Origin of the sequence: Stenotrophomonas sp. SAU14A_NAIMI4_8 (genome assembly GCF_003086695.1) — a bacterium.
Taxonomy (GTDB): domain Bacteria; phylum Pseudomonadota; class Gammaproteobacteria; order Xanthomonadales; family Xanthomonadaceae; genus Stenotrophomonas.
Window position 1 is genome coordinate 2,462,023 of the sequence record NZ_CP025999.1, and the last position, 21,155, is coordinate 2,483,177.

At 68.5% G+C, this 21,155-nt stretch carries 16 protein-coding genes; 11 read left to right on the forward strand and 5 right to left on the reverse strand.

All coding sequences use genetic code 11. From position 1 onward, the window contains the following. Positions 1–164: 164 nt before the first annotated feature. Complete coding sequence (locus C1930_RS11360) at positions 165–1,085, reverse strand: M14 family metallocarboxypeptidase (protein ID WP_108771786.1); 921 nt, start codon at positions 1,083–1,085, stop codon at positions 165–167. A gap of 131 nt (positions 1,086–1,216) precedes the next feature. Between C1930_RS11360 and C1930_RS11365 the strand changes: the two genes are divergently transcribed. Further along, positions 1,217–3,295: a TonB-dependent siderophore receptor gene (locus tag C1930_RS11365; protein ID WP_108771787.1), complete on the forward strand. Its 2,079-nt coding sequence runs from the start codon at positions 1,217–1,219 to the stop codon at positions 3,293–3,295. A 62-nt stretch (positions 3,296–3,357) separates the two neighbouring features. Then, a complete protein-coding gene (locus C1930_RS11370) occupies positions 3,358–5,130 on the forward strand; it encodes a chloride channel protein (RefSeq protein WP_234412650.1) in 1,773 nt (590 codons plus the stop codon). Between the two features lie 19 nt (positions 5,131–5,149). On the opposite strand, the gene C1930_RS11375 is transcribed toward C1930_RS11370, so the two are convergent. From C1930_RS11375 to C1930_RS11390, 4 genes are all read right to left on the reverse strand, one after another. Then, positions 5,150–5,440: a hypothetical protein gene (locus C1930_RS11375; protein WP_108753301.1), complete on the reverse strand. Its 291-nt coding sequence runs from the start codon at positions 5,438–5,440 to the stop codon at positions 5,150–5,152. Between the two features lie 120 nt (positions 5,441–5,560). Beyond that, positions 5,561–6,394 carry an OmpA family protein gene (locus C1930_RS11380; protein WP_108771789.1) on the reverse strand — a complete coding sequence of 278 codons (834 nt, stop codon included), beginning with the start codon at positions 6,392–6,394 and terminating at the stop codon, positions 5,561–5,563. A gap of 62 nt (positions 6,395–6,456) precedes the next feature. Next, positions 6,457–11,010, reverse strand: coding sequence for a YadA-like family protein (locus tag C1930_RS11385; RefSeq protein ID WP_108771790.1), 4,554 nt, complete (start codon positions 11,008–11,010; stop codon positions 6,457–6,459). A 200-nt stretch (positions 11,011–11,210) separates the two neighbouring features. Next, positions 11,211–12,191 (reverse strand): AraC family transcriptional regulator, encoded by a 981-nt coding sequence (locus C1930_RS11390; RefSeq protein WP_108749828.1) that lies wholly within the window; start codon positions 12,189–12,191, stop codon positions 11,211–11,213. Positions 12,192–12,885: 694 nt separating this feature from the next. Here C1930_RS11390 and C1930_RS11400 point away from each other — a divergent pair. The 9 genes from C1930_RS11400 (at position 12,886) to C1930_RS11440 (ending at position 21,150) form a co-directional block, all read left to right on the forward strand. After that, positions 12,886–13,089 (forward strand): Flp family type IVb pilin, encoded by a 204-nt coding sequence (locus tag C1930_RS11400; protein WP_108749830.1) that lies wholly within the window; start codon positions 12,886–12,888, stop codon positions 13,087–13,089. Between the two features lie 99 nt (positions 13,090–13,188). After that, on the forward strand, positions 13,189–13,716 hold the full coding sequence (locus C1930_RS11405) for a prepilin peptidase (RefSeq protein WP_108771791.1): 528 nt from the start codon (positions 13,189–13,191) through the stop codon (positions 13,714–13,716). Next, positions 13,713–14,186, forward strand: a complete 474-nt coding sequence (locus tag C1930_RS11410; protein ID WP_108753307.1) for a TadE/TadG family type IV pilus assembly protein — start codon at positions 13,713–13,715, stop codon at positions 14,184–14,186. Before C1930_RS11405 ends, C1930_RS11410 begins: the two co-directional genes overlap by 4 nt. Positions 14,187–14,210: 24 nt before the next feature. Continuing rightward, positions 14,211–15,257, forward strand: coding sequence for a Flp pilus assembly protein CpaB (gene cpaB, locus C1930_RS11415; protein WP_108771792.1), 1,047 nt, complete (start codon positions 14,211–14,213; stop codon positions 15,255–15,257). Positions 15,258–15,275: 18 nt separating this feature from the next. Then, positions 15,276–16,634: a type II and III secretion system protein family protein gene (locus C1930_RS11420; protein WP_108771793.1), complete on the forward strand. Its 1,359-nt coding sequence runs from the start codon at positions 15,276–15,278 to the stop codon at positions 16,632–16,634. A gap of 23 nt (positions 16,635–16,657) precedes the next feature. Then, positions 16,658–17,914, forward strand: a complete 1,257-nt coding sequence (locus C1930_RS11425; protein WP_108771794.1) for a fimbrial protein — start codon at positions 16,658–16,660, stop codon at positions 17,912–17,914. After that, positions 17,899–19,248, forward strand: coding sequence for a CpaF family protein (locus C1930_RS11430; RefSeq protein WP_108749836.1), 1,350 nt, complete (start codon positions 17,899–17,901; stop codon positions 19,246–19,248). The genes C1930_RS11425 and C1930_RS11430 overlap by 16 nt, the downstream gene beginning before the upstream one ends. A gap of 2 nt (positions 19,249–19,250) precedes the next feature. Further along, positions 19,251–20,198, forward strand: a complete 948-nt coding sequence (locus C1930_RS11435) for a type II secretion system F family protein (RefSeq protein ID WP_108756398.1) — start codon at positions 19,251–19,253, stop codon at positions 20,196–20,198. A 28-nt stretch (positions 20,199–20,226) separates the two neighbouring features. Beyond that, complete coding sequence (locus C1930_RS11440) at positions 20,227–21,150, forward strand: type II secretion system F family protein (RefSeq protein WP_108771795.1); 924 nt, start codon at positions 20,227–20,229, stop codon at positions 21,148–21,150. Positions 21,151–21,155: the final 5 nt, after the last annotated feature.

Here is a 21,155-nt window from a genome sequence, read left to right on the forward strand (position 1 = left end):
GACGCCGCATGAAGTGCCCCCGCGCGATGACAGCGGGGGGACAGGCCGGACGTGCTATCGCGCGCGCGGCCGTGGGCCTCAACCCATCCGCCGGTACATCCACGCCCGGCGTGGATGATCATGCTTCAGTAGAACCACGCCATGCGTGGATGGCCGCCCCGCGATCACCCCTGCGCCAGCGCGTACTCCAGCGCCGAACACACCGCGGCCACCTGCGCATCGTTGCACTGCTGCAGCGTGGCCCGAGGGCTGTCGGGGTAGACCTCGGTGGTGGTGGTGTACTTCGCACCGGTGATGCCAGCGCACAGGCCCAGCTTCACCAGCGGGTACTCGATCACCCCGTGCGCCACCACCGGCGAACCGATGATCTCGCCCTTGTCATCGGCCGGGGCGATGTGGGTCACCTGCTCCACCGCAGCAATCACCGCCTGCTGGAACGCCGGCTGCGGGTTCTCGCTGTCATCGACCAGGTAGAACCCATCGGGAATCAGGCCCGGCTCGAACGGCTTGCCATCGCGCGCGGCCAGCGCCGGGCGGAACTCGCTTTCGTCGCTGTCGGTGGTTTCGTGCAGGTCGATGTGCAGCACGAACTGGCCCTGGTACGGGGCGATCAGCTCGATCAGCGCGGTCGATTCGCGCGCCGGGCCGTCGGCGCGGAAGTTGCGGTTCGGGTCGATCGCATCATGGTTCCAGCGGTTGATGCGCTCGTAACCCCACGGGTTCACGCACGGGGCCACCAGCACATTGGCCTGGCCGGCGTAGCGACCGGCCTGCTTTTCCAGGAACTCCAGCGCGCCCATCACCCCGCTGGTTTCGTAACCGTGCACGCCGCCGGTGACCAGCACGGCCGGCAGCGCCGGGTTCCAGTTGTGGCTGCGCAGGGCGAACAGGGTGTAGGTCTCGCCGGCATAGTCCAGCTGGCCGTAGGCCACCTTGTCGAAGCGATCGGCCAGCGCCTCGATGCGCGGCTGCACGTCCTGGTCGTAGCGGCGCAGGCGTTGCTGGCGCGCCTGCCACTGAGCACGCTCGGCCGCGCCCCACGGCTGGCCAGGGGTTCCGACGGGGTAGAAAGCGGCGTGGGACATGCAGTTCTCGCAGTATCAGGAAGCAGCCCAGCACTTTAGCACCGGGGCCAGGGCACTGAACGAAGGAGCGATTCCCTTCGCGCAACCAATCAGCAATAATTCTCATTTACCACCCTTCCCGACCTGCCCCGATGCCTACCCCTACCCTGCGCCCCGGCGCGCGCCTGCCGCTGGCCGCCGCCCTTGCCCTGTGCCTGACTGCCACCGCCCAGGCGCAGGACAGCGCCACCACCCTGGACAGCATCCAGGTCTCGGGCAGCTGGCTGGGCACCGGCCTGCACGACAGCGTCAAGCGTTTCGCCGGCGCCCGCACCGTGGTCGACCGGCAGAGCATCGACGCCAGCGGCGCGGCCAGCATCGGCGATGCCATGCGCCGCATTCCTGGTGTGCAGGTGACCGACAATTCCGGTACCGCCGGCAGCTCGATTTCGCTGAACATCGGCGTGCGCGGCCTCACCGGCCGCTACTCGCCGCGCTCCACCGTGCTGCTGGACGGCGTGCCGCTGGCGGTGGCGCCGTACGGCCAGCCGCAGCTCTCCTTCGCGCCCGCCAGCCTGTCCAACATCGAATCGATCGACGTGGTGCGTGGCGGCGGCGCGGTGCGCTACGGACCGCAGAACGTGGGCGGCATCATCAACTTCAGCACCCGCGCCATTCCTACCGAAGCCGGCCTGCACGGCGAGGCCGGTGTGCGCTACAGCGCCAATGACCACGGCGGCGGTGACAGCACCCAATACAACGCCTTCCTGGGCGGCACCGCGGACAACGGACTGGGCATGGCCCTGCTGTACTCCGGCCAGGATGGCCGCGGCTGGCGCCAGGGCAGCGACGACCGCTTCGACGATCTGGCGCTGAAGTTCGCCTATGCGCTGGACGAGCGCCAGCAGCTGCGCGCCAAGCTGTCCTACTACAACGTGCGTTCGCTCACTCCCGGCGGCCTGACCCGCGCCCAGTACGAAGCCGACCCGTTCCAGAACACCCGCCCGACCGATTTCTGGAAGGGCCACCGCGCCGGCATCGACCTGGGTTACACCAACACCCTGTCCGATACCCGCGAATTCGAAGTACTGGCGTATTACAACGAAAGCAACCGCGCCAGCGCGCTCATCAACGCCGCCAACACGCAGATCACCGTGCAGCCGCGCGACTACCGCGTGCTGGGCGTCGAGCCGCGCCATACCCAGCGCCTGCAGTGGGGCAGCACCGTGCATGACGTGACCGCCGGCTACCGCTTCCTGCGCGAACGCGGCAACGACCGCAGCTACACCATCACCCGCCGCACCGGCGCGGAAAGTGCCACCACCCGCTTCAACAACGCCACCGACGCGCATTCGTTCTACATCGACGACCGCATTGCCGTGGGCCAGTGGCGCATCACCCCGGGCGTGCGCATGGAATGGATCGACATGGACCGCCGCCAGGCCGGTGGCGCGGCCACCTTCAGCAGCCGCAACGACAAGGCGCTGCCGTCGCTGAACATCGCCTACCTGCTGACCCCGCAGTTGACCGTGTTCGGCAACTACACCACCTCGTTCGGGCCGGTGCAGAACATCCAGTTGAATTCGCAGACCGCCAGCAACCCGCTGAACCCGGAAGTGGCCAAGACCACCGAACTGGGTGCGCGCTGGCAGGACGGTGCGCTGCGCGCGGAAGTGACCGTGTTCAAGATGCGCTTTGACAACCAGATCCTGCAGGTGCCGGGCATCACCCCGGCCACCTTCCAGAACATCGGCGCCACCGACCACAAGGGCGTGGAAAGCGCCGTGGCTTATCAGTTCGCCGAAGACAGCGCGCTGGCCGGGCTGGAGCTGTACGCGAACTACACCTGGACCAAGGCGATCCAGCAGTCCGGTGACAACCGCGGCCTGGATGTGCCGTTCTATTCGCGCGACACCGACAGCGTGGGCGCCCGCTATGCCCTGTCGGGCTGGACCTTCAACCTGTCCAGCACCCACCAGAGCGGCCAGTTCTCCGATGCCGCCAACACCTGGGCCGAGAGCGCCGATGCGCGCGTGGGCCGCGTGCCCGGCGTGCGCCTGTGGAACGCGCAGTTGGCCTGGCAGGTGCCGGGGCTGGGCGACAGCGAGATTGCGCTGGGCGTGAACAACCTGGCCGACAAGCGCTGGTACACCCGCAACGTGGACGGCAATGCCGGCCGCATGGTGGCCGCACCGCGCACGTTCTACGTGCAGGGCCGTTACCACTTCTGAGCGCCTAGCCGCCTGATGCGGTGACGGTGGCGATCACGGTGGCGGCGTATCATGCCGCCACCATGTTGCCCACCGCTTCGCCATCGCGCCTGCATCTGGCCTTCCAGGGCCTGCGCCTGCGCCTGCGTGGCAGCGACCTGTGGTTCATTGCGCTGGCCCTGGTGGTGGGCCTGATCGCCGGCGGCCTGACCCTGCTGCAGGCCGGGCTGGCGCGCAGCCTGCAGGCCAGCCTGTATGGCCTGGACGACGGCATCCGGCTGAGCTCGCTGCCTTCCCTGCCGTGGACCGCGCTGCTGGTGCTGCCGCTGGGCGGCCTGCTGGTGGGCCTGGTCAGCCTGGCCGCCAGCCGCCTGAAGCGCCCGCTGCTGGACGCCGTGGAAGCCAATGCCCTGCACGGCGGCCGCATGTCGATGCGGGACAACCTGATCGTGCTGGTGCAGACCCTGCTGTCCAACGGCAGCGGCGCCTCGGTCGGGCTGGAAGCTTCGTACACGCAGATGGGCGCGGGCAGTGGTTCGCAGCTGGGCCGGGTGATGCGCCTGCGCCGCAATGATGTGCGCACCCTGGTGGGCGCCGGTGCGGCCGGGGCGATCGCCGCCGCCTTCGGCGCACCGCTGGCCGGCGCCTTCTATGCCTTCGAAATCGTCATTGGCGCATACACGCCCTCGGCCCTGGCGCCGGTGGCGGTGGCCGCGCTGGCCGGTGCCTTCGTGGCCGATCAGGCCGGCATGGATGCCTACCTGCTGCCGGCTGCCGCCACCATCGACGTGCGCGCGGCCGACTATGCGATCTACGGCCTGCTGGGTTGCTGCTGCGCAATGGTGGGCATCGTCATCATGCGCCTGATCGCCTCGATCGAAGGCGGAGTGAAGCGCAGCCCCCTCCCCGCCTGGGGCCGTCCGGTGGTGGGCGGCCTGCTGCTGATTCCGCTGGCGCTGGCCAGCCCACAGGTGCTGTCGTCCGGGCATGGCGCGCTGCACCTGGACCTGACCACCCACCTGCCGCTGATCTGGATCGGCGGGCTGCTGACCCTGAAGTGCCTGGCCTCGGGCATTTCGCTGGGCTTCGGCTTCCGCGGCGGGCTGTTCTTCGCCTCACTGTTCATGGGCACCCTGGTGGGCGCGCTGTTCGCCGGCCTGTTGGCACTGGCCACCGGCGTGCCGGTGATCGATGCCACCTCGGCCGCGCTGGCGGGCATGGCCGCACTGGCCGCGGCGGTGGTGGGCGCACCGATGACCATGGCCATGCTGGTGCTGGAAGGCACCCACGACTTCCTGCTGACCAGCGTGGTAATGAGCGCGGTGCTGGTATCGAGCACGCTGGTGCGGCAGTGGTTCGGCTACTCGTTCTCCACCTGGCGCATGCATCTGCGTGGCGAGAACATCCGCAGTGCCCGCGACGTGGGCTGGATTCATACCCTCAGCGCCGGGCGGATGATGCGCAAGGGCGTGGCCACCGCGCCGGACAGCCTGGACGCGGCCACCTTCCGCCAGCGCTTCCCGCTGGGCTCGGGCACCCGGGTGATCCTGATCGACGGCGAAGGCCACTACGCCGGCATCGTGCAGATTGCCCGCCTGTTCGGCGACGGGGTGAAGGCCGATGCACCGGTCACCGATTTCGCCGAGAACCGTGACGTGGCCCTGTCGGCCAGCGCCGACGTGGTGAGCGTGATGCAGCGCTTCGACCAGACCCAGGCCGATGAGCTGGCCGTGGTGGCCAGCGATGGCCAGGTACTGGGCGTGGTATCCGAGGCGTTCGTGCGCAAGCGCTATGCCGAAGAACTGGACAAGCGCCAGCGCGAACTGATGGGCGAACGGGTGGACGACAGCGAATAGATCCGGCGCGGGCGCGAGGCTACAACGCCTCGCCGGCGTCGGCCAGGCGCGATTCGATCAGCGCCTGCCACTGCTGCAGCAGGTCCACCAGCATGTCCAGTTCGGCATCGGCGCGCTGCGCCCGGCCACTGCGCAGGCTGGCCTGGGCTTCCTGCAGCTGGGTCAGGAAGCCCAGCACCGTATCGGCCTGCACGATCAATCCGGGCAGGCGGCGGCCGGGGATGCGCACCACCGCATGGTTGCCCAGCGGCCCGTACACCGTCAGCGTTTCATCGGTCTTCATGCGCAGGGGCAGGAATTGGGCATTCATCGTGGGCACCGGGTAAAGCCTGGACCACCGGCAGGCAGGGTGACGGGGGAGACGTAGCCCTGCCCGCCGGTAGACCAGGGGGGAAACACGGGGAACAACGCACACCCGGTGGCCGGGCTGTCAATGCGGCTGCGCCACACCGGCGATCTGTACGCGCCGGTTCGGCGCCAGGCACGCGATCAGCTGGGCGCGATCGCGCTGCGTGCACTGCACCAGGGGGTCGGCAGCGCCGCGTCCTTCCGCACGGATGCTGGTGCCAGGGACCCCGCCCTGGACCAGCGCACTGCGCACGGCCTCGGCGCGCCGCTGCGACAGGTGCTGGTTATACGCGGCGCTGCCGATGCGGTCGGTGTAGCCCACCACCTGGATGGACTGCACCTGGCTGGCTTCACGCACCTGCCCCAGCACGCCCTGCACCACCTGCTGCCCGTTGGCGCTCAGGGCGGCGCTGTCGAAGGCAAACAGCGCATCGGCGGACAGATGCAGCGGCTGTTCCGGCAGCGCGGCGGCCTGCGGCGGCGGCGGCGGGCGCGGCGGGTCGAGCACGGCGGCGCACGATTCGGGCTTCCAGTAACCGCCCTGGGCAATGCCCTTGTCATCGAAGCGGACCTGGAACTGGCAGGTGAAGTATTCGGCGCCCTGCGCGGTGCGGAAGTTGAACAGGTAATTCCACTGGCGCACGCCCCACATGCCCTCGTTGAAGTGCGGCGTGCCCAGCAGGGTGTACAGCTGGCGCTTGCTCATGCCCGGTGCGAACCGGCGCAGATCGGCGATGTCCGGATAGATGCCCTCCTTCAGCGAGGCCTTGCGTGCCTCCGGGAAGACCACGTTGGCTTCGGCCGGGCCATCGCCGGCCGGCGCGTGGCTGCGGCAGGCGGCCAGCAGGCCGGCCACCAGCAACAGCACAAGCCAGGCCACGATGCGGCGCGATTGCAGGATGCGATGCGGTTTCATGTGCTTCCCCCTGTTGTTCGGGACAGCGCCGCCGGGATGCGTCGGCACCCCGGCGGCGTGCTTCACCACTGGATGCCGGCGCCGACGGCCACGCCGGCTTCGCCGCGGCTGTTGGTGGAACCGCTGAACTTGTAGATCCAGCGCCCGCCTTCGGAGACACCGGAGATACCGACCGCCACACCCGATTCGCCGTTGTAGCTGCCTGCGGCGAACGAGGCCATGTTGCGGCCGGCTTCGCTGGGCTGCGGCAGCGAAGCGGTGGCCATGGCCGAGGCCACGCCTGCCGAGGCACGGCTGTCGGTCTTGCGCAGGTTGCGCTCGAAGCCGCCCATGCGCTCATCGGTATAGGCCTTGGACCAGTCCAGGGTCTGCGCCATGCCCGACTTCAGCTGGTCCACGTTCACCGCATCGGTTCCGGCCGTGCCGGCGGCCACGTTGCGCACCGTGGTCGGGCCGCTGCTGGTGCTGCCCAGGGTGACGCTGTTGTAGTTGGTGGCACCGTTGGTGGTGGTGTCGTAGCGGATGTTGCCCTGCTGCGAGGCCTGCAGCTGGCGCACGTTCACCGCATCGGTGGCGGCGCTGCCGTCGGCCACGTTCACCACCTGCCGCTCTGCCCCGGCCGCGCCCACCGACACCGTGTTGGCACGGTCGGCCACCGAACCAGCGCCCAGCGCCACCGCATTGTCGGCCTGCGCCTGGGCGCCGTTGCCCAATGCCGTGGAATTGGCCCCGGCAGCCACCGAACCGGCACCACCGGCGGCGGAATTGGCGCCGGTGGCGGCCGGATCGGCCAGGTTGTTGCTGTTGTTGGCGCGGAAGCTGCCCGCCACGTTGGTGATGTTCTGGATCTTCTGGTCGGTGTAGGCCTTGGACTGGTCGATGGCGTAGTTCACGCCGTTGTTCAACTGGCCCACGTTCACCGCATCGTAGGTGTCCGAACCATCGGCCACATGGGTCACCTTGCGTTCGCTGCCGGTGCTGCCCACCGACACTTCGCCGGCCGAGTTGCTGGCACCGGCCTGGCCATAGGCGCCGGTGTAGCCGCTCTGCGCGCCCACGCTGGCCACCGCGCCGCTGCCCAGGGCCACGCTGTTGTCTGCGCTGGCACTGGCCCCGTTGCCCACCGCCAAGCTGCCGGCACCGGCCGCACTGGCCTGCGGCCCCAGCGCCAGCGCTTCGGCGCCAGCGGCGGTCGCGGCGGCGGCGCTGGAGTTCACTGCCAGATACGGGCTGCTGCCGCCACTGCTGATGCGCTGGTTGAGCACCTGCAGCGAACCATCCACGGCCGAGAACGCCGCGGTGACGTTGCTGTAGTCGTTCTGGATGAGCGTGCCATCGGTGGCGATGGAGGAGATGCGGAAGCTGGGCGCCACCCACAGGCCGGTGCTGCCATCGTAGGTGGTGCTGCCACCGAAGTAGTTGGCCACCGTGGCGTGGGTGGCGAACAGCTGGTCGCCGGTGATGGCATCGCTGCTACCGGCCAGGATGCTGCCGGCGGCCACATTGGTCACTTTCACCGGCGCGCCGCCGGTACCGCTCAGGGTGATCGAATCGACCACGTTGCCGCTGCCGTCCACGTCGTACTTCACCGCGCGCGCGTCCAGCTCGTCGCTCTGTTCGGCCACGTTGGCCAAGGAGACGCTCACCGCATCGAACGCGGTGCCGACGTCGCTGTAGCTGCCCTGGCTGAGCGAGCCATCGGCGGCCACGTTGTTCAGGGTGTAGGTGGGCGCCAGCACCACACCGCTGGCATCGACCGTGGCACCACCGCCCAGGTGGGTGGCCAGGGTCTGGTTGGCCGCGAACAGCTGCGCGCCATTGATCGCTTCGGTGCTGGCCGCGCTGACCTGGCCCGGCCCCAGGTTGCGCAGCGTGGTGGTGGTGCCGACCTGGCCCAGGGTGGCGCTGGCATAGTTCACGCTGCCGTCGCCGTTGAGGTCGTAGCGCAGCGCGCCCTCTTCCGAGGCCTGCAGCTGCGACAGGTTCACCGCATCGGTGGCCGCGGTGGCCGCAGCAACATTGGTGATCTGCCGTTCCGCACCGGCCGCGCCCACCGACACCGTGTTGTCACGGTCGGCCAGGCTGCCGGCACCGACGGCGATGCTGTTGGCTGCGGCTGCCTGCGCATTGCTGCCGACCGCAATCGAATCGGCACCCGCAGCCAGCGCTTCCACACCGGTGGAATTGACCCGCAGGTACTTGGTGCCGCCGTTGCGGATATCGGTGATCTGCGTATTGAGGTTGACCAGCGAGCCATCAACGGCATCGAAAGCGTCGGTGGCGTTGTCATACAGGCCCTGCGCGATCGCGCCGTCGCTGCCGATCGTGCTGATCTGGAACAGCGGCGCGGTGAAGGCACTGGTGGCCGGATCAAACGCAGCCTGGCCGCCGAAGAAGCGAGCGATGGCATCGTTGCTGGCGTAGAGCTGTGCGCCATTCACCGCTTCGGTGCTGCCGGCATTGATCGCCCCGGCGGCCAGGTTGGCCACTGTGGTGGCGCCGGTGCCATTGCCCAGGGTGACGCGGGTGTAGATCGGTTCGCCCGCACCGTCCAGATCGTAGGTGACCGCCGCATCGCCCACTGCCTGGATCTGCGAGATGGCGCCCTGCAGCTGGGCCACGTTCACCGCATCGGTGGTGGCACTACCGGCGGCCACGTTGGTGATCTGGCGTTCGCCGCCATTGGCGCTGCCCACCGACACTTCACCGGCCGACACCTGCGCGGTGGTCAGGCCGTAGGCGCTGTAGCTGGCCTGGGCGCCGCGCACCGCGGCCGAGCGGAAGCCCAGGGCGACCGAGTTGGCCTGGTTGGAGGTCGCTTCGGCACCCAACAGGGTCTGGCCGTTGGCGGTGCCGACTGCACTGTCGCCGACGATGACCGAATGGCCCATGCGCGCGGCGTAGTCGGCGGTGGGCACGCCGGTGGGATTGCTGGGGTCATTGGTGCCGTTGCCGGGGAAGGCGACGTTGGCATCGACCTGCGGCAGTTCGTGGCGGGCGTTGGCACCGATCACCACTTCGCGCGAGCCGTTGGCGTAGGCGCCGTCACCCATCAGCACCTGGTAGTCCTGCGCGGCATTGACCGCCCAGCAGGAGATGTCGGCCAGGCCGATGTCCAGGCACTTGCCGGCCCATTCGGGCGAATCGGAGGGCAGCAGCAGGCCCAGCAGGCCGCCGGGATTGCCGTTGTTGATGTTGTAGATGTAGCTGTCGGAGGTCACCCCACCGATCAGCGTCAGATGCGAATTGCCGCCAGTGACCGCACCGCCCAGGCCGTTCAGCGTGCTGCCCACCGGCGAGGCGTTGACCAGCGGAATACCCAGTGCGTTGACCGCCGAATAGGTCTGCATGACGTTGGCGGTGCTGACCCGCAGGTTGCCGTTGCTCAGGTAGCCATCGCCGCCAAACAGGCCGTTGGTGGTCGGGCCGATCAGCGCGCCCAGGCCGCCGACCACGCCGCCGTTGCCGATGATCAGCCCGGCGTTGGGATCGCCGGCGACCGGCGCCTTGCCAGTGTTTGCGGCAATGGGCGACGGCGAGGACAGGCCCAGGCCGCCGACCGCCCCACCGACCAAACCACCCACGGCGCCGGTCAGGTTGCCGACCGTTCCATTCAGATCGCCATTGAGCAGGCTGCCCACCGCGTCGCCCACCCCGCCCAGCGCCGAACCGACGCCGTTCAACAGGCCGCCCAGGCCGAGCGCGGAGGTCTGTGCGGTGGCGGTCGCGTTGGCGGCCAGCTTGAGGTTGCGGTCGGCCACCACCGGCTGGCCATCCAGGCCCTGCACGCGCACGTTGCCTGCCACACCGGTATCGAAGGCGGCCGTGATCGCGCGGTCGTCGGTATCCCCCGGGGTTTCTTCCTTGGCCGGCAGGGTGACCGCAGCGGTTGCGGCCACATCGGCATCGCCTTCGATGCGCTGGCCGATGACCGCCAGCTTGGCACCCACATTGCCTTCCACCGCCGCCTTCAGCGCGGTTGGGTCAACGCTGCCGCCCAGGGTGACGCGGGCCGCGGCGTCGACCGCGGCTACCGTGTGACCACCCACGCCGACGTTCGCCTTCGCGTTGGCCTGCACCGTTGCCGCCAGCGGCGACTGCTCCGAAGGCTGCAGTGCGGCGGTCACCCCCGTATCCAGCGTGACCGCTTCGCTGCCGCCCAGCACGACCGATGCGTTGAGCTGGCCGCCCAGCGCCGGTGCCGACTGCGCCGGCGCAGCCAGCGTCACGTTCACCTTGGCCGGCAGCACAGTGCGCACGATCGGCAGCACGCCGGTGTTCAATTGCAGCGCAACGCGCGCATCGGCATTGGTTGCGGTGTTGGCCTGCGCCGCCCGTGCCGCCAACGCCACTTCGGCATCGACCTTCACCGGCATCGTCTGCGTGTACTTGGCTGCCAGCGCCTGCAGGTCACGCAGCGACTGGTTGCTTTCGGTCGCGTGTGCTGTGCCGCTGGCCAATACGCACAGCAGCGCCAGGGCCAGCAGGCTCGGCGCCGGCATCGCGCTGCGCGCGTCGTGCAGGGTGGCGCCGGCGTTATCACCGGTGGCCAGTTCCGAAGCGACCACCATGGCATTGAGCTGGCGGTTCCAGACGCGTCGGTAGATGCGGTTCATGAGCAATTCCCCCGTAGGCGTACAGCTTGAAAGTCAGTGGAGTGCCGCAAGGCAGGTGACTGACATTTCGCGCCTTTCCACGCGCACGGGGCACTTCATTCCGGCACGGCAATCGCGCATTCCGGCAAAACGACGGCCAGATTCGGCAGCCGGATATGCAAAACCGGCAGAACCGGGTATTCAGCAACGCAGGGAGTAACTCAGGCCGGCTGGCCGATCTGTGCCGGCGCGCGCATCAGCGTGTCGCGCGGCAGTTCGCCAAATACCTTGCGGTAATTGTCTGCAAAGCGCGAAAGATCCCACAGCCCGCAGCTCAGGGCGATGGCCTTGACCGAACGCCGGCTGGAATCGGCCATGGACAGGCTGCGGCAGGCCGCGCACAGCCGCAGCATCGACAGGTATCGGTTGGGCGAGGTGCCAAACAGATCCTCGAACGCGTAGCGCAGGCCACGCTCGCTGACCCCGGCGGCATCGCAGATTTCATTCATATATATATTGCGACGCAGGTTGAGCCGCATGAAGTTCTCGGCGCGCTGCGCGATCAGGTAATGGGTGCGGCGCGCACGGCTGCACCCGGGGCGATCACCGGGGCCGGTGGCCAGCAGCGCCTGCACGTGCTCATGCAGCAGGCGCTCGGTTTCTTCGGCCTGCAGCACCCCGCCCTGGCCCAACTGCTGGTGCAGCTGGTGATAATGCCGGGCCAGAGGCAGCTCATCGGCGCCCAGGGTAAACAATGAGAGGGCCTGCCCCGCCGGCGGCGTGCTGCGCAGGCTCAGCTCGGCCAGCTTGCGCTGCACGCGCTCCACTGGCACCAGCATCAGGGTCATCTGGGTGCCCGGGCTCAGGGTGAATTCGCTGATGCCTTCGGGAAGAATGGTCAATGCCATGCCCGGCGCCAGCGGCACGCCGTGGCACCAGCTGAGCGTGTCATCGGTGGTATGCAGATACCCCAGCATGGCCCAGTCCGGCGGCAGCATGAACCGGCCACGGCAATGGAACCCGCAGTGCAGACTGCAGAACAAGGCTTCTTCGTGCACCCGCGAAGCGAATGCCGCGCGCGGACCGTTGCCATCCAGCAGCAGCAGTTCCACATCGCACACCCGCAGCACACCGCTGAGTGTGGCCAGGTCGATCGACCTGAGCCCGCTGTCGGCGCTGTCCGCCACCCCACCATCGACCATGACAGTGTTTTCCCCTGTTGGTTTGCCGCGCAGCACCGCCCCCACTGCCTTACAGGGCGTGCACTGCTTCCACGAACCTCCTGGTGCATGCCGACGGCGGCCTTCACAGATACCGCCCATCGGAAACCGCATAACCTTGAATGGGAGTATGCCCGATAATCGGTGTCCGTAAACAGATCACACTTTCGTTGCAGCCAACGCGTTCATTCCTGAATATAAACAGGGTTATGGCACAGTTTTCGCATGCAGCCATCACATAATCACGAAACCTGCACTTTCGTGAATCGTTGTGGCAGCCAACGGATATCGATCACAAAAGCGGCCTGAAATCTTCATGATTTTTCCGGATCTGCCGAATTTGCATATAGGTTCCGGTTGCAGCCCACCCTCGTTCAGGCAAAGTCGATAGCACGGTGATCCGGCGTTGCAGCAGCGGCCGCACCCAGGGGGAAGACGATGGACATGCGCAGCAGCACGACAGGCACGCACGACGGCCATGACCGGTCGGCTGCGTGCGCGTATGCGCCGATGCCCGCCCCCGGGAGCCGGATCTTCGCAGACGCGCCAGGCGGAACCATCCGCCCGGCCTCCTCCGCCAGGACGGCGAAGGCCCAGGAGTGATCCCGGCGGAGCCGGGCCACCACCCATGCAGTGCCCTGCAACACCATCTGACAGGTAGAGGGAGATCACCGTCATGAACGCTTCCATCAAGAAGTTCCTGAAAGAAGAAGACGGCGTTACCGCGCTGGAATACGGCCTGCTGGCCGCCGTGATCGCCGGAATCCTGGTGGCGGTCGGCAACGACCAGATCCGCGATTTCTTCGAAACGCTGTTCACCACACTCAAGAACGTGGTGACCAACGCGGCTGGCTCGGCCAGCGGCGGCACCGGCAGCTGACCGAACGCGCAGCTGCCGCCGGCCCGGTGCCGGTATCGCACCGCGATGCCGCGCCCGGGGCAGACGGAACAAGCGGGTAATGGACGACGAGGGTGCGTGATGACACTGCTGGGACTGCTGGCCATTGGACTGTGCCTGCGGGTTGCGATCAGCGACCTGTACGCCCGTCGGGTGCCCAACGCCTGGCTGCTGGCCGCCTGCGCACTGGCGCTGCCGTGGTTGCTGGTCAGCCAGCTGACCGCCACGCCGCAACCGCTGGCGGCGCACCTGCTGGGCGCGGTACTGGGCTTGCTGGCGCTGCTGCCGTTCCATCTGCTGCGCATGATGGGCGCCGGCGATGTGAAGTTCTTCGCGGTGCTGGGTTTGCTGCTGGGCTGGCAGGCGCTGTTGCCGGTCTGGATCGTGGCCAGCCTGGCCGCGGGACTGCACGCTGGCATCGTCGTGGCCTCGCGGCTGCTGGCACCGCGACTGCCGGCAACGCTGCAGGCGCAGCACTGGCAGGCCCACCATGCCCTGCGCGACATGCAGCAGGCGCGACAGGGCCGTACGGGCGCGCCCTACGCGAGCTATCTGGCCCTGGCGGCCATCGGCTGGCTGCTGGTTACCACCTATGGAGGCGCCGCATGAAGCGCTGCGCGCCACGCCGGCAACACGGCGCTGCCACGATTGAATTCGCGCTGATGCTGATGCTCGGGCTGATTCCGCTGCTGATGTTTACCTTTTCCGGGGTGATGATCATGGCCGCGCAGCAGACGCTGGCAACGGCGTCGGCCGAGGGCGCACGCGCATCGCTGCGCTATGCCAGCGCGAACGAGCGCCGGGTGGCCGCCTGTACCGCAGCACGCCGCTCAATGCAGTGGCTGTTGCAGTTTTCCAGCCAGGAACCGGATTGCAGCGCTGGCGGCAGTGGCGCCATCGTCGTCTCCCCCTTGGCCGCATGCAACGGCCTGGCCAGCGCGCAATGCGTGACGGTCACGGTCAGCTATGACTATGCCGCCCACCCCTTCCTGCCCGGCACCGGCACGCTGTATGGCTGGGTGATGGGCGATCCGATCCGCAGCAGTGCCGTGGCCCAGCTCGATCTGGGCAGCAACTGACCCACGTACCAGGAGAGGCGAATCATGTTGAAGCTGACCCGCATCGCCGCCATCGCGCTGATCGCATTGGCCGTGCTGCTGGCCCTGGTCGCCTTCGTTGTCGGCCGCACGCCCGCCGCCGCGCCGGCCGCCGCACCGATTGCCAGCCAGCCCGGCGCGGCCACCATTACCGTGGTGGAAGCCATTGCCCGGCTGCCCGCCGGTGAGCCGATCACCGCGGCCGGCGTACGCCTGGCCCAGCGCACCCAGCCGGTACCCGGCGCCCCCACGGAACTGGCGGCCGTGGTCGGCAAGGTGCCGGTGCAGGACATCGCCGAAGGCAGCGCGATCAGCCAGGGGTTGCTGGCGCAGGGCTTCTCGCTGCAGCTGCGGCCTGGCGAACGCGCGCTGGCGGTGCCGGTGGATGAACTGGTCGGCGCCGGCAACCGCATTCTTCCCGGCGATTTCGTCGATGTCTTCATGAACCTGCGCAGCAACAGCAATGCAATCAATGGCACACAGGACGTGGCACAGACCCGCCTGCTGCTGTCACGGCTGCGGGTGTTGAGCTACGGCCAGCAGGACATCGTTCCCGTTGCGGCGGAACCGGCCGCGGCCACGTCCGCCGACAACGACCCGCGCGCGGCCGACATCACCGGCGCCGGCAGTTCCAGCAGCGCCAGCAAGGGCAGCGCCGAGGCCACCCAACCGGCGCGCAGCGCGGTGCTGGCCGTGCCGGTCGCCGAAGCGAACCGGCTGCTGCTGGGCGCGCAGCAGGGCAAGCTGTTCCTGGCCCTGCGCAATCCGGCCGACACCGGCCTGCCCGATGTGGCGTTGTTCGCGCCGGCCAAGGGCGTGCTCGATCCCGTGCGCGGCCTGGACGCCGAACAGCAGGCGGCGCTGCAGCGCCCCGAAAACAACGCCTTTGCCGGCCTGGACGGCGAAGCACTGGCCGGCAAGGGCCTGACCGAGCGCACGCCCGCCGCACCCACCGCCCGCGCCAGCGCCAGCGCGCCGCGCCGCAGTGCGCCGCGCCCGGCCGGCATCGAAATCATCCGCGGCGATACCGCTGCGCCCCGCGGTTCCCTCTGACCGGATTCCGGAGCCTCCATGACCCAACGCCGCCACCGCCCTGCCCGATCACTGCACCAGCGCTGGTTGGCCCTGCTGCTGGTGGTGCTGGCGCCTGCCACCAGCCTGGCCGCCGACGATCTGGTGCTGCAGGCACGTGAGCAGCGCCCGTGGACCCTGCCCGCCGATCTGGAACGGGTGGCCATTGCCGATCCCGGCGTGGCCGACATCGTGATGCTGCGTGGGCAGCGCCAGGCCCTGCTGGTCGGCAAGGCACCCGGCAGCACCACGCTGCTGCTGTGGCACCGCGCCCGCGCCGAACCGCAGCGCGTGCAGGTGCGCGTGCAGAGCGCGGTGCAGGGCGCTGCGGGCGCCGCCGACAGCGGGCTTTCGTTCACCCAGCAGGACCAGCAGGGTCTGCTGCAGGGAAGCACCGACAGCGTGCTGTCGCACATGCAGGCGCAGAAGACCGCCGCCATGGCGCTGGGCAAGGACGGCCTGCTGGCCGATGCCTCCACTATCGTCAGTGGCGGCGTGGTGCAGGTGGAAGTGAAGGTGGTGGAGTTCAACAAGACCGCGCTGAAGCAGATCGGCATCAACTTCCAGAACAAGAATGGTTCGTTCGCCTATGGTATCGCCCGCCCCGGCGGCCGCCTGCCCGGCGACACCGGCTTGCTGCCGGGCATGGAAGAAGGCGGCAGCGTCAACGAGGATGAATCGCCGCTGTCCTCCGCGTTCCGCCTGGTGTTCGGTTCCACCAAGCACCGCTGGAATGCCGACGTGGACCTGTTGCAGGCCAACGGCATGGCCCGCGTGCTGGCCGAACCCACCCTGGTCGCGCTTTCCGGACAGAGCGCCAGCTTCCTGGCCGGCGGCGAACTGCCGATCCTGGAACCGCAGGGCCTGGGCACCACCACCATCACCTACAAGCCGTTCGGCATCGGCTTGACCGTCACCCCCACGGTTCTGGCACCAAACCGCATTGCACTGAAGGTCGCGCCCGAAGCCAGCGACCTGGACTACAGCAACGCGATCGCGCTCGATGGCGTGCAGATTCCCTCCATCACCACCCGCCGCGCCGATACCACGGTGGAGCTGGGCGATGGCGAGAGCTTCGTGATCGGCGGCCTGGTCAGTTCCAGCGTGGCATCGACGGTGAACAAGATTCCGCTGCTGGGCGACCTGCCGATCATCGGCTCGTTCTTCCGCAACTTCGACTACAAGCGCCAGGACAAGGAACTGGTGATCATCGTGACCCCGCGCCTGGTGCAACCGCTGGCGCGCGACACCGAACTGGCGCTGCCCGGCGAACAGGAAGCACGCCCGAACCTGCCCGAATGGGGCGCCTGGCTGCTGGGCCCGATCAGTCGCGACCCGGTACCGGGCTTCTCGCGCTGACCGGCCACTGCAAGGACACCCCCATGCCCTATGCCACCGCACAGCCCCTGCATGCCGCCGGACCGCCGATGAACCTGGTCCTGTACGGTGTGGACCGCGATCTGCTGCCGCGCCTGGCCGCGAAGCTGCCACCGGGCACGGCGCTGCATTGGCAGGACAGTACCCAGCCGACCTCCGCGCAGGATCTGCAGCGCGGGCAGCAGAACCTGGTGCTGCTCGACTTCCGCCCCGAGCACGCGTCGGCGTCCACCGTGCTGGCCCAGCAACTGCAGCAGACCCAGCCGGACCTGGTGCTGGTGGCCGTGGGTTCGACCAGTGCCGGTCAGGTGGAAGGGGTGGTGCTGGCGTTGCGCGCGGGGCTGCGCGATGTGCTGGACATGGACAGCGACAACACCGGCATCGAGGCCGCGCTGCGGCGTGCGCTTTCGCCACGTACCGCCGCCGTCCCACAGCAGGCGCACAAGGCACGGCTGATCGTGCTGCTGGGCGTGCGCGCCGGCGTGGGCACCAGCACCCTGGCCGCGCATCTTTCGGTGCTGGCGCAGCAGACCCACCTGCTTGCACAGGGCGAAACCAACCCCCAGGACGGCCTGCTGCTGGAACTGGCGCAGCCGGCCGGCGATCTGGCCCTGTACCTGAACCTGGACAGCCGCTTCCACTACGAAGACGCCCTGCGTAATGCCAGCCGCATCGATGCCACGCTGGCGCGCACGGCCATGGCACGCCACACCAGCGGCCTGGTGCTGCTGGATCGCGCCAGCGGCAGCGACGCGGTGCCGCCCTCCGATCCCGGCGCCCTGCTGCAGCGCCTGCGCGGAGTATTTGCCAGCGTGCTGTGCGATGCCGGCGGCTGCCCGCTGCGGCAACTGCCGCCGCTGCTGCTGGAACAGGCCGACGAGATCTGGCTGATCGCCGATGCGTCCATCGCCACCTTGGTGTCGCTGGACCACGCGCTGAAGCACCTTGCTGGCCAGCGTGACCGCGAAAAGCGCCTGCAGCTGGTCATCAACCGCCATGACGACAGCGCCGGCATGAGCCCGGAACAGATTGCACGACGCTTCGAACTGCCCCTGCTGGCCACGCTGCCCGAACGCTCGCGAGTACGCACCGCAGCCAGCCACGGCCATCTGCTGCTGCAGGACGCCCCGCGCGACCCGTACCTGCGCGCCCTCGCCCCGCTGGTCCAGCGCCTGGACCCTGCTGCCTGCCCGGTGCAGCCGCACGGCCTGCGGGAAAGACTTGCCCTTGCCCTGGGTGGATCGCAATGGAAGACAAAGTAACCCTGTTCCCGAACGCCCTCGCCCGTGCCAGCGCCCCCGACGCGGCCCCGGGCGTGCTGCCGTTCGCGCAGACCGAGCAGTACCAGAAGGTGCTGTCGGCCGCGCACGAACACCTGCTCAACAGCATTGAAGACGAGCGCATCGACATCGATTCCTGGGCGCCGGACACCATCGCCCGCTGGGTTCAGGTGCAGACGGTCAGCTTCATCCAGGAATGGCGCATCCCCATCAATGAAGAAGAGATGCAGGTGGTGGCCGAAGGCCTGGTGAAGGAGCTGACCGGCTTCGGGCCGCTGGATGATCTGCTGCATGACCCGACCATCGAAGACATCCTGATCAACGGCTTCAAGGATGTGCATGTTTCTCAGGGCGGCCAGCTCAAGCGTGCCACCCAGCGCTTCACCGACGACACCCACCTGCTGCGCATCCTGCGCCGCATCCTGGCCCCGCTGGGCCGCCGCCTGGACGATTCCAACCCGATGGTGGATGCGCGCCTGCCCAACGGCGGCCGCCTGAATGCCATCATCGCGCCGTTGGCGGTGGACGGCCCGATGGTCTCCATCCGCAAGTTCCGCAAGGACCCGTTCACCCCCGACGAGCTGCTGGCCAAGGGCACGTTCGATGCACCGATGCAGGCGCTGCTGAAAGCCATGGTGCTGGGGCGCTGCAACATCCTGGTGTCCGGCGGCACCAGTTCGGGCAAGACCTCGCTGCTGAACGCGCTGGCCAGCTACATCCCGGCCAACGAGCGGGTGATCACCGTGGAAGACACCGCCGAACTGTCGTTGAACCACCCGCACGTGGTGCGCCTGGAAAGCCGCATCGGCGGTGCCGACGGCCACGGTGCGATCAGCATCCGCGACCTGGTGCGCAACAGCCTGCGCATGCGCCCGGACCGCATCGTGGTGGGCGAAGTGCGTGGTGCCGAAGTGCTGGAAATGCTGCAGGCCATGAACACCGGCCACGATGGCTCGATGGCCACCATCCACGCCAACACCCCGCGCGATTGCCTGTACCGCATCGAGATGCTGGCCGGTTTCGCCGGCTTCCAGGGCAGCGAAGACAGCCTGCGCCGGCAGATCGCCAGCGCCATCGACTTCATCGTGCAGATCTCGCGGCTGGGCAGCGGCCGCCGCGTGCTGGTCTCGATCACCGAAATCACCGGGGTGAGCGACAACCTGATCACCACCCAGGAAATGTTCCGCCACGAGGTGCAGGTCGACGGCAGCGGGCGCGAAACCGACCGCTGGATCGGGCTGGGCTTCCACCCGCATTCGCACAAGCTGGAGCCCTTCCGCCAGCAGCTGCGCGATTCGCTGTACGGAGACCTGTAAGCATGGGCGCCGGCGTACTGCTGATGGTGTTGAGCATCGTCTCGGTGCTGCTGGGCCTGGCCGCCTGGTTGTGGAGCAGTGCGCACAGTCGCGAGCAGCGGCAGGCCTCGCTGCAGCATGCCGAACAGCAGCTGGCCCGCGGCGCCGGCAGCCCGGTTGCAGACAGCGGCCGCGCTACGCCCGTGGCCGCTGCCGCTGCCGCGAGCAACCGGCGAACGCTGCCGTGGGATCCGCTGCTGCAGCGGGCAGGCCTGCAGCCCGGCTGGAAACTGCCGGTCCTGCTGCTGGTGCCCGGCCTGGTGCTGTCGGCCATCGCGGTGGCGCGGCTGGGCACCGCGTGGATGTTCCCGCTCACCCTGGGCCTGTACCTGATCGGCTGCTGGCTGTGGCTGCTGCGCCGCATCGGCAAGCTGCAGGCCAAGCTGCTGCATCAGCTGCCGGATTTCCTCGACAACCTGGTGCGCCTGACCGCCCTGGGCAACAGCCTGCAGGCCGCCTTCCAGGTGGCCAGCACGCAGACCGCCGCGCCCCTGCGCGAGCTGCTGGACACCACGGTGCGCTACGCGCGCGGCGGCATGGAACTGGACCGCGCCCTGTCGCTGGCCGCGCAGCCCTACCGCATGGACGTGCTGAAGGTGCTGGCGGTGGTGATCGGGGTCAGCGTACGCATTGGCGGGCGCTCGGACCAGATCCTGCAACGGCTGGGCGACTTCATGCGCGACCTGGAACAGGCGCAGCAGGAGTTGGCCGCGACCACGTCGGAAACGCGCATGTCGGCCTGGGTGCTGGGCCTGCTGCCGCCGGCCAGTGCCGTGCTGATGGCCATTTCCAGCCCCGACTTCTTCCAGCCGATCCTGCACCACCCGCTGGGCCACAAGATCCTGGCGCTGGCCGTCGGCCTGGAACTGGTGGGCGCCTTCCTGCTGTACCGACTGGCCAAATCGCTATGACCGCACTTACTGCCAGCGCAGGTGAACCATGAGCGCCAACACCTGGTGGATGTGCGCGCTGTTGCTGCTGGCCGCCGGCATTGCCCTGCTCGGCCTGGGCGGCTGGGTGCGCGGGCAGCGCGAGGCGCGTGGTGAGGCCACGCTGAAGACCGCCCTGCAGCCGCGTGATGCCGAGACCGAAGCGACCCGCCGCGATTCGCTGGGCTGGCTGGAACGCCTGGGCCGGCAACTGAGCGGCGGCCGCCTGGAGGCCGCACTGCTGGCCAGCGAAGACCGCCTGCTGCTGGACCTGGCCGGCTGGAACACCCGCCGCGGCACGGCCATCTACCTGGGCCTGCGCCTGCTGCTGGCCGCGGTGGTGGTCGCACTGGCGATCGCTCTCAGCGATGCACAGGGGCTGGCCAAGGTGATGGTGGTGGTCGGCGCACTGGCCGCCGGCCTGCTGCTGCCCAAGTTCGTGCTGGGCGCCTGGGTGAGGCGACGCCAGCGCGCCGTGCACAACGAACTGCCCCTGCTGATCGACCTGCTTCGGCTGCTGCAGGGCGTGGGTTTCAGCATGGACCAGAGCCTGCAGACCCTGGGCGACAAGCTGCGCGACGCACTGCCGGTGCTGGGCGGCGAACTGCAGGAAGCCAACGTGGCCTACACCCACGGCCGCAGCCGCGCGCAATCACTGCGCCGCTTGAATGAGGTGTACGGCGATGACGATCTGTCCAGCCTTGTGCAGCTGATCCTGCAGGTGCATGCGCACGGCGGCGCGGTACAGGAGCCGTTGAAGCAGTTCAGCCTGCGCCTGCGCGAACAGCGCCGCAACACCCTGAAAGAGAAGGTCGGCAAGCTGTCGGTGAAGATGACCGTGGTGATGATGCTGACCCTGCTGCCAGCGCTGATGCTCGTGCTTTCCGGCCCGGCGCTGGTCGCGCTGGCCACCACCATGTCGAAGATGGGATGACGTCC

Excerpts from the sequence above, each read along its gene's own strand:
- C1930_RS11360 (WP_108771786.1), bottom strand. The coding sequence starts at position 1,085 with ATGTCCCACGCCGCTTTCTACCCCGTCGGAACCCCTGGCCAGCCGTGG.
- C1930_RS11365 (WP_108771787.1), top strand. The coding sequence starts at position 1,217 with ATGCCTACCCCTACCCTGCGCCCCGGCGCGCGCCTGCCGCTGGCCGCC.
- C1930_RS11370 (WP_234412650.1), top strand. The coding sequence starts at position 3,358 with ATGTTGCCCACCGCTTCGCCATCGCGCCTGCATCTGGCCTTCCAGGGC.
- C1930_RS11375 (WP_108753301.1), bottom strand. The coding sequence starts at position 5,440 with ATGAATGCCCAATTCCTGCCCCTGCGCATGAAGACCGATGAAACGCTG.
- C1930_RS11380 (WP_108771789.1), bottom strand. The coding sequence starts at position 6,394 with ATGAAACCGCATCGCATCCTGCAATCGCGCCGCATCGTGGCCTGGCTT.
- C1930_RS11385 (WP_108771790.1), bottom strand. The coding sequence starts at position 11,010 with ATGAACCGCATCTACCGACGCGTCTGGAACCGCCAGCTCAATGCCATG.
- C1930_RS11390 (WP_108749828.1), bottom strand. The coding sequence starts at position 12,191 with ATGGTCGATGGTGGGGTGGCGGACAGCGCCGACAGCGGGCTCAGGTCG.
- C1930_RS11400 (WP_108749830.1), top strand. The coding sequence starts at position 12,886 with ATGAACGCTTCCATCAAGAAGTTCCTGAAAGAAGAAGACGGCGTTACC.
- C1930_RS11405 (WP_108771791.1), top strand. The coding sequence starts at position 13,189 with ATGACACTGCTGGGACTGCTGGCCATTGGACTGTGCCTGCGGGTTGCG.
- C1930_RS11410 (WP_108753307.1), top strand. The coding sequence starts at position 13,713 with ATGAAGCGCTGCGCGCCACGCCGGCAACACGGCGCTGCCACGATTGAA.
- cpaB (WP_108771792.1), top strand. The coding sequence starts at position 14,211 with ATGTTGAAGCTGACCCGCATCGCCGCCATCGCGCTGATCGCATTGGCC.
- C1930_RS11420 (WP_108771793.1), top strand. The coding sequence starts at position 15,276 with ATGACCCAACGCCGCCACCGCCCTGCCCGATCACTGCACCAGCGCTGG.
- C1930_RS11425 (WP_108771794.1), top strand. The coding sequence starts at position 16,658 with ATGCCCTATGCCACCGCACAGCCCCTGCATGCCGCCGGACCGCCGATG.
- C1930_RS11430 (WP_108749836.1), top strand. The coding sequence starts at position 17,899 with ATGGAAGACAAAGTAACCCTGTTCCCGAACGCCCTCGCCCGTGCCAGC.
- C1930_RS11435 (WP_108756398.1), top strand. The coding sequence starts at position 19,251 with ATGGGCGCCGGCGTACTGCTGATGGTGTTGAGCATCGTCTCGGTGCTG.
- C1930_RS11440 (WP_108771795.1), top strand. The coding sequence starts at position 20,227 with ATGAGCGCCAACACCTGGTGGATGTGCGCGCTGTTGCTGCTGGCCGCC.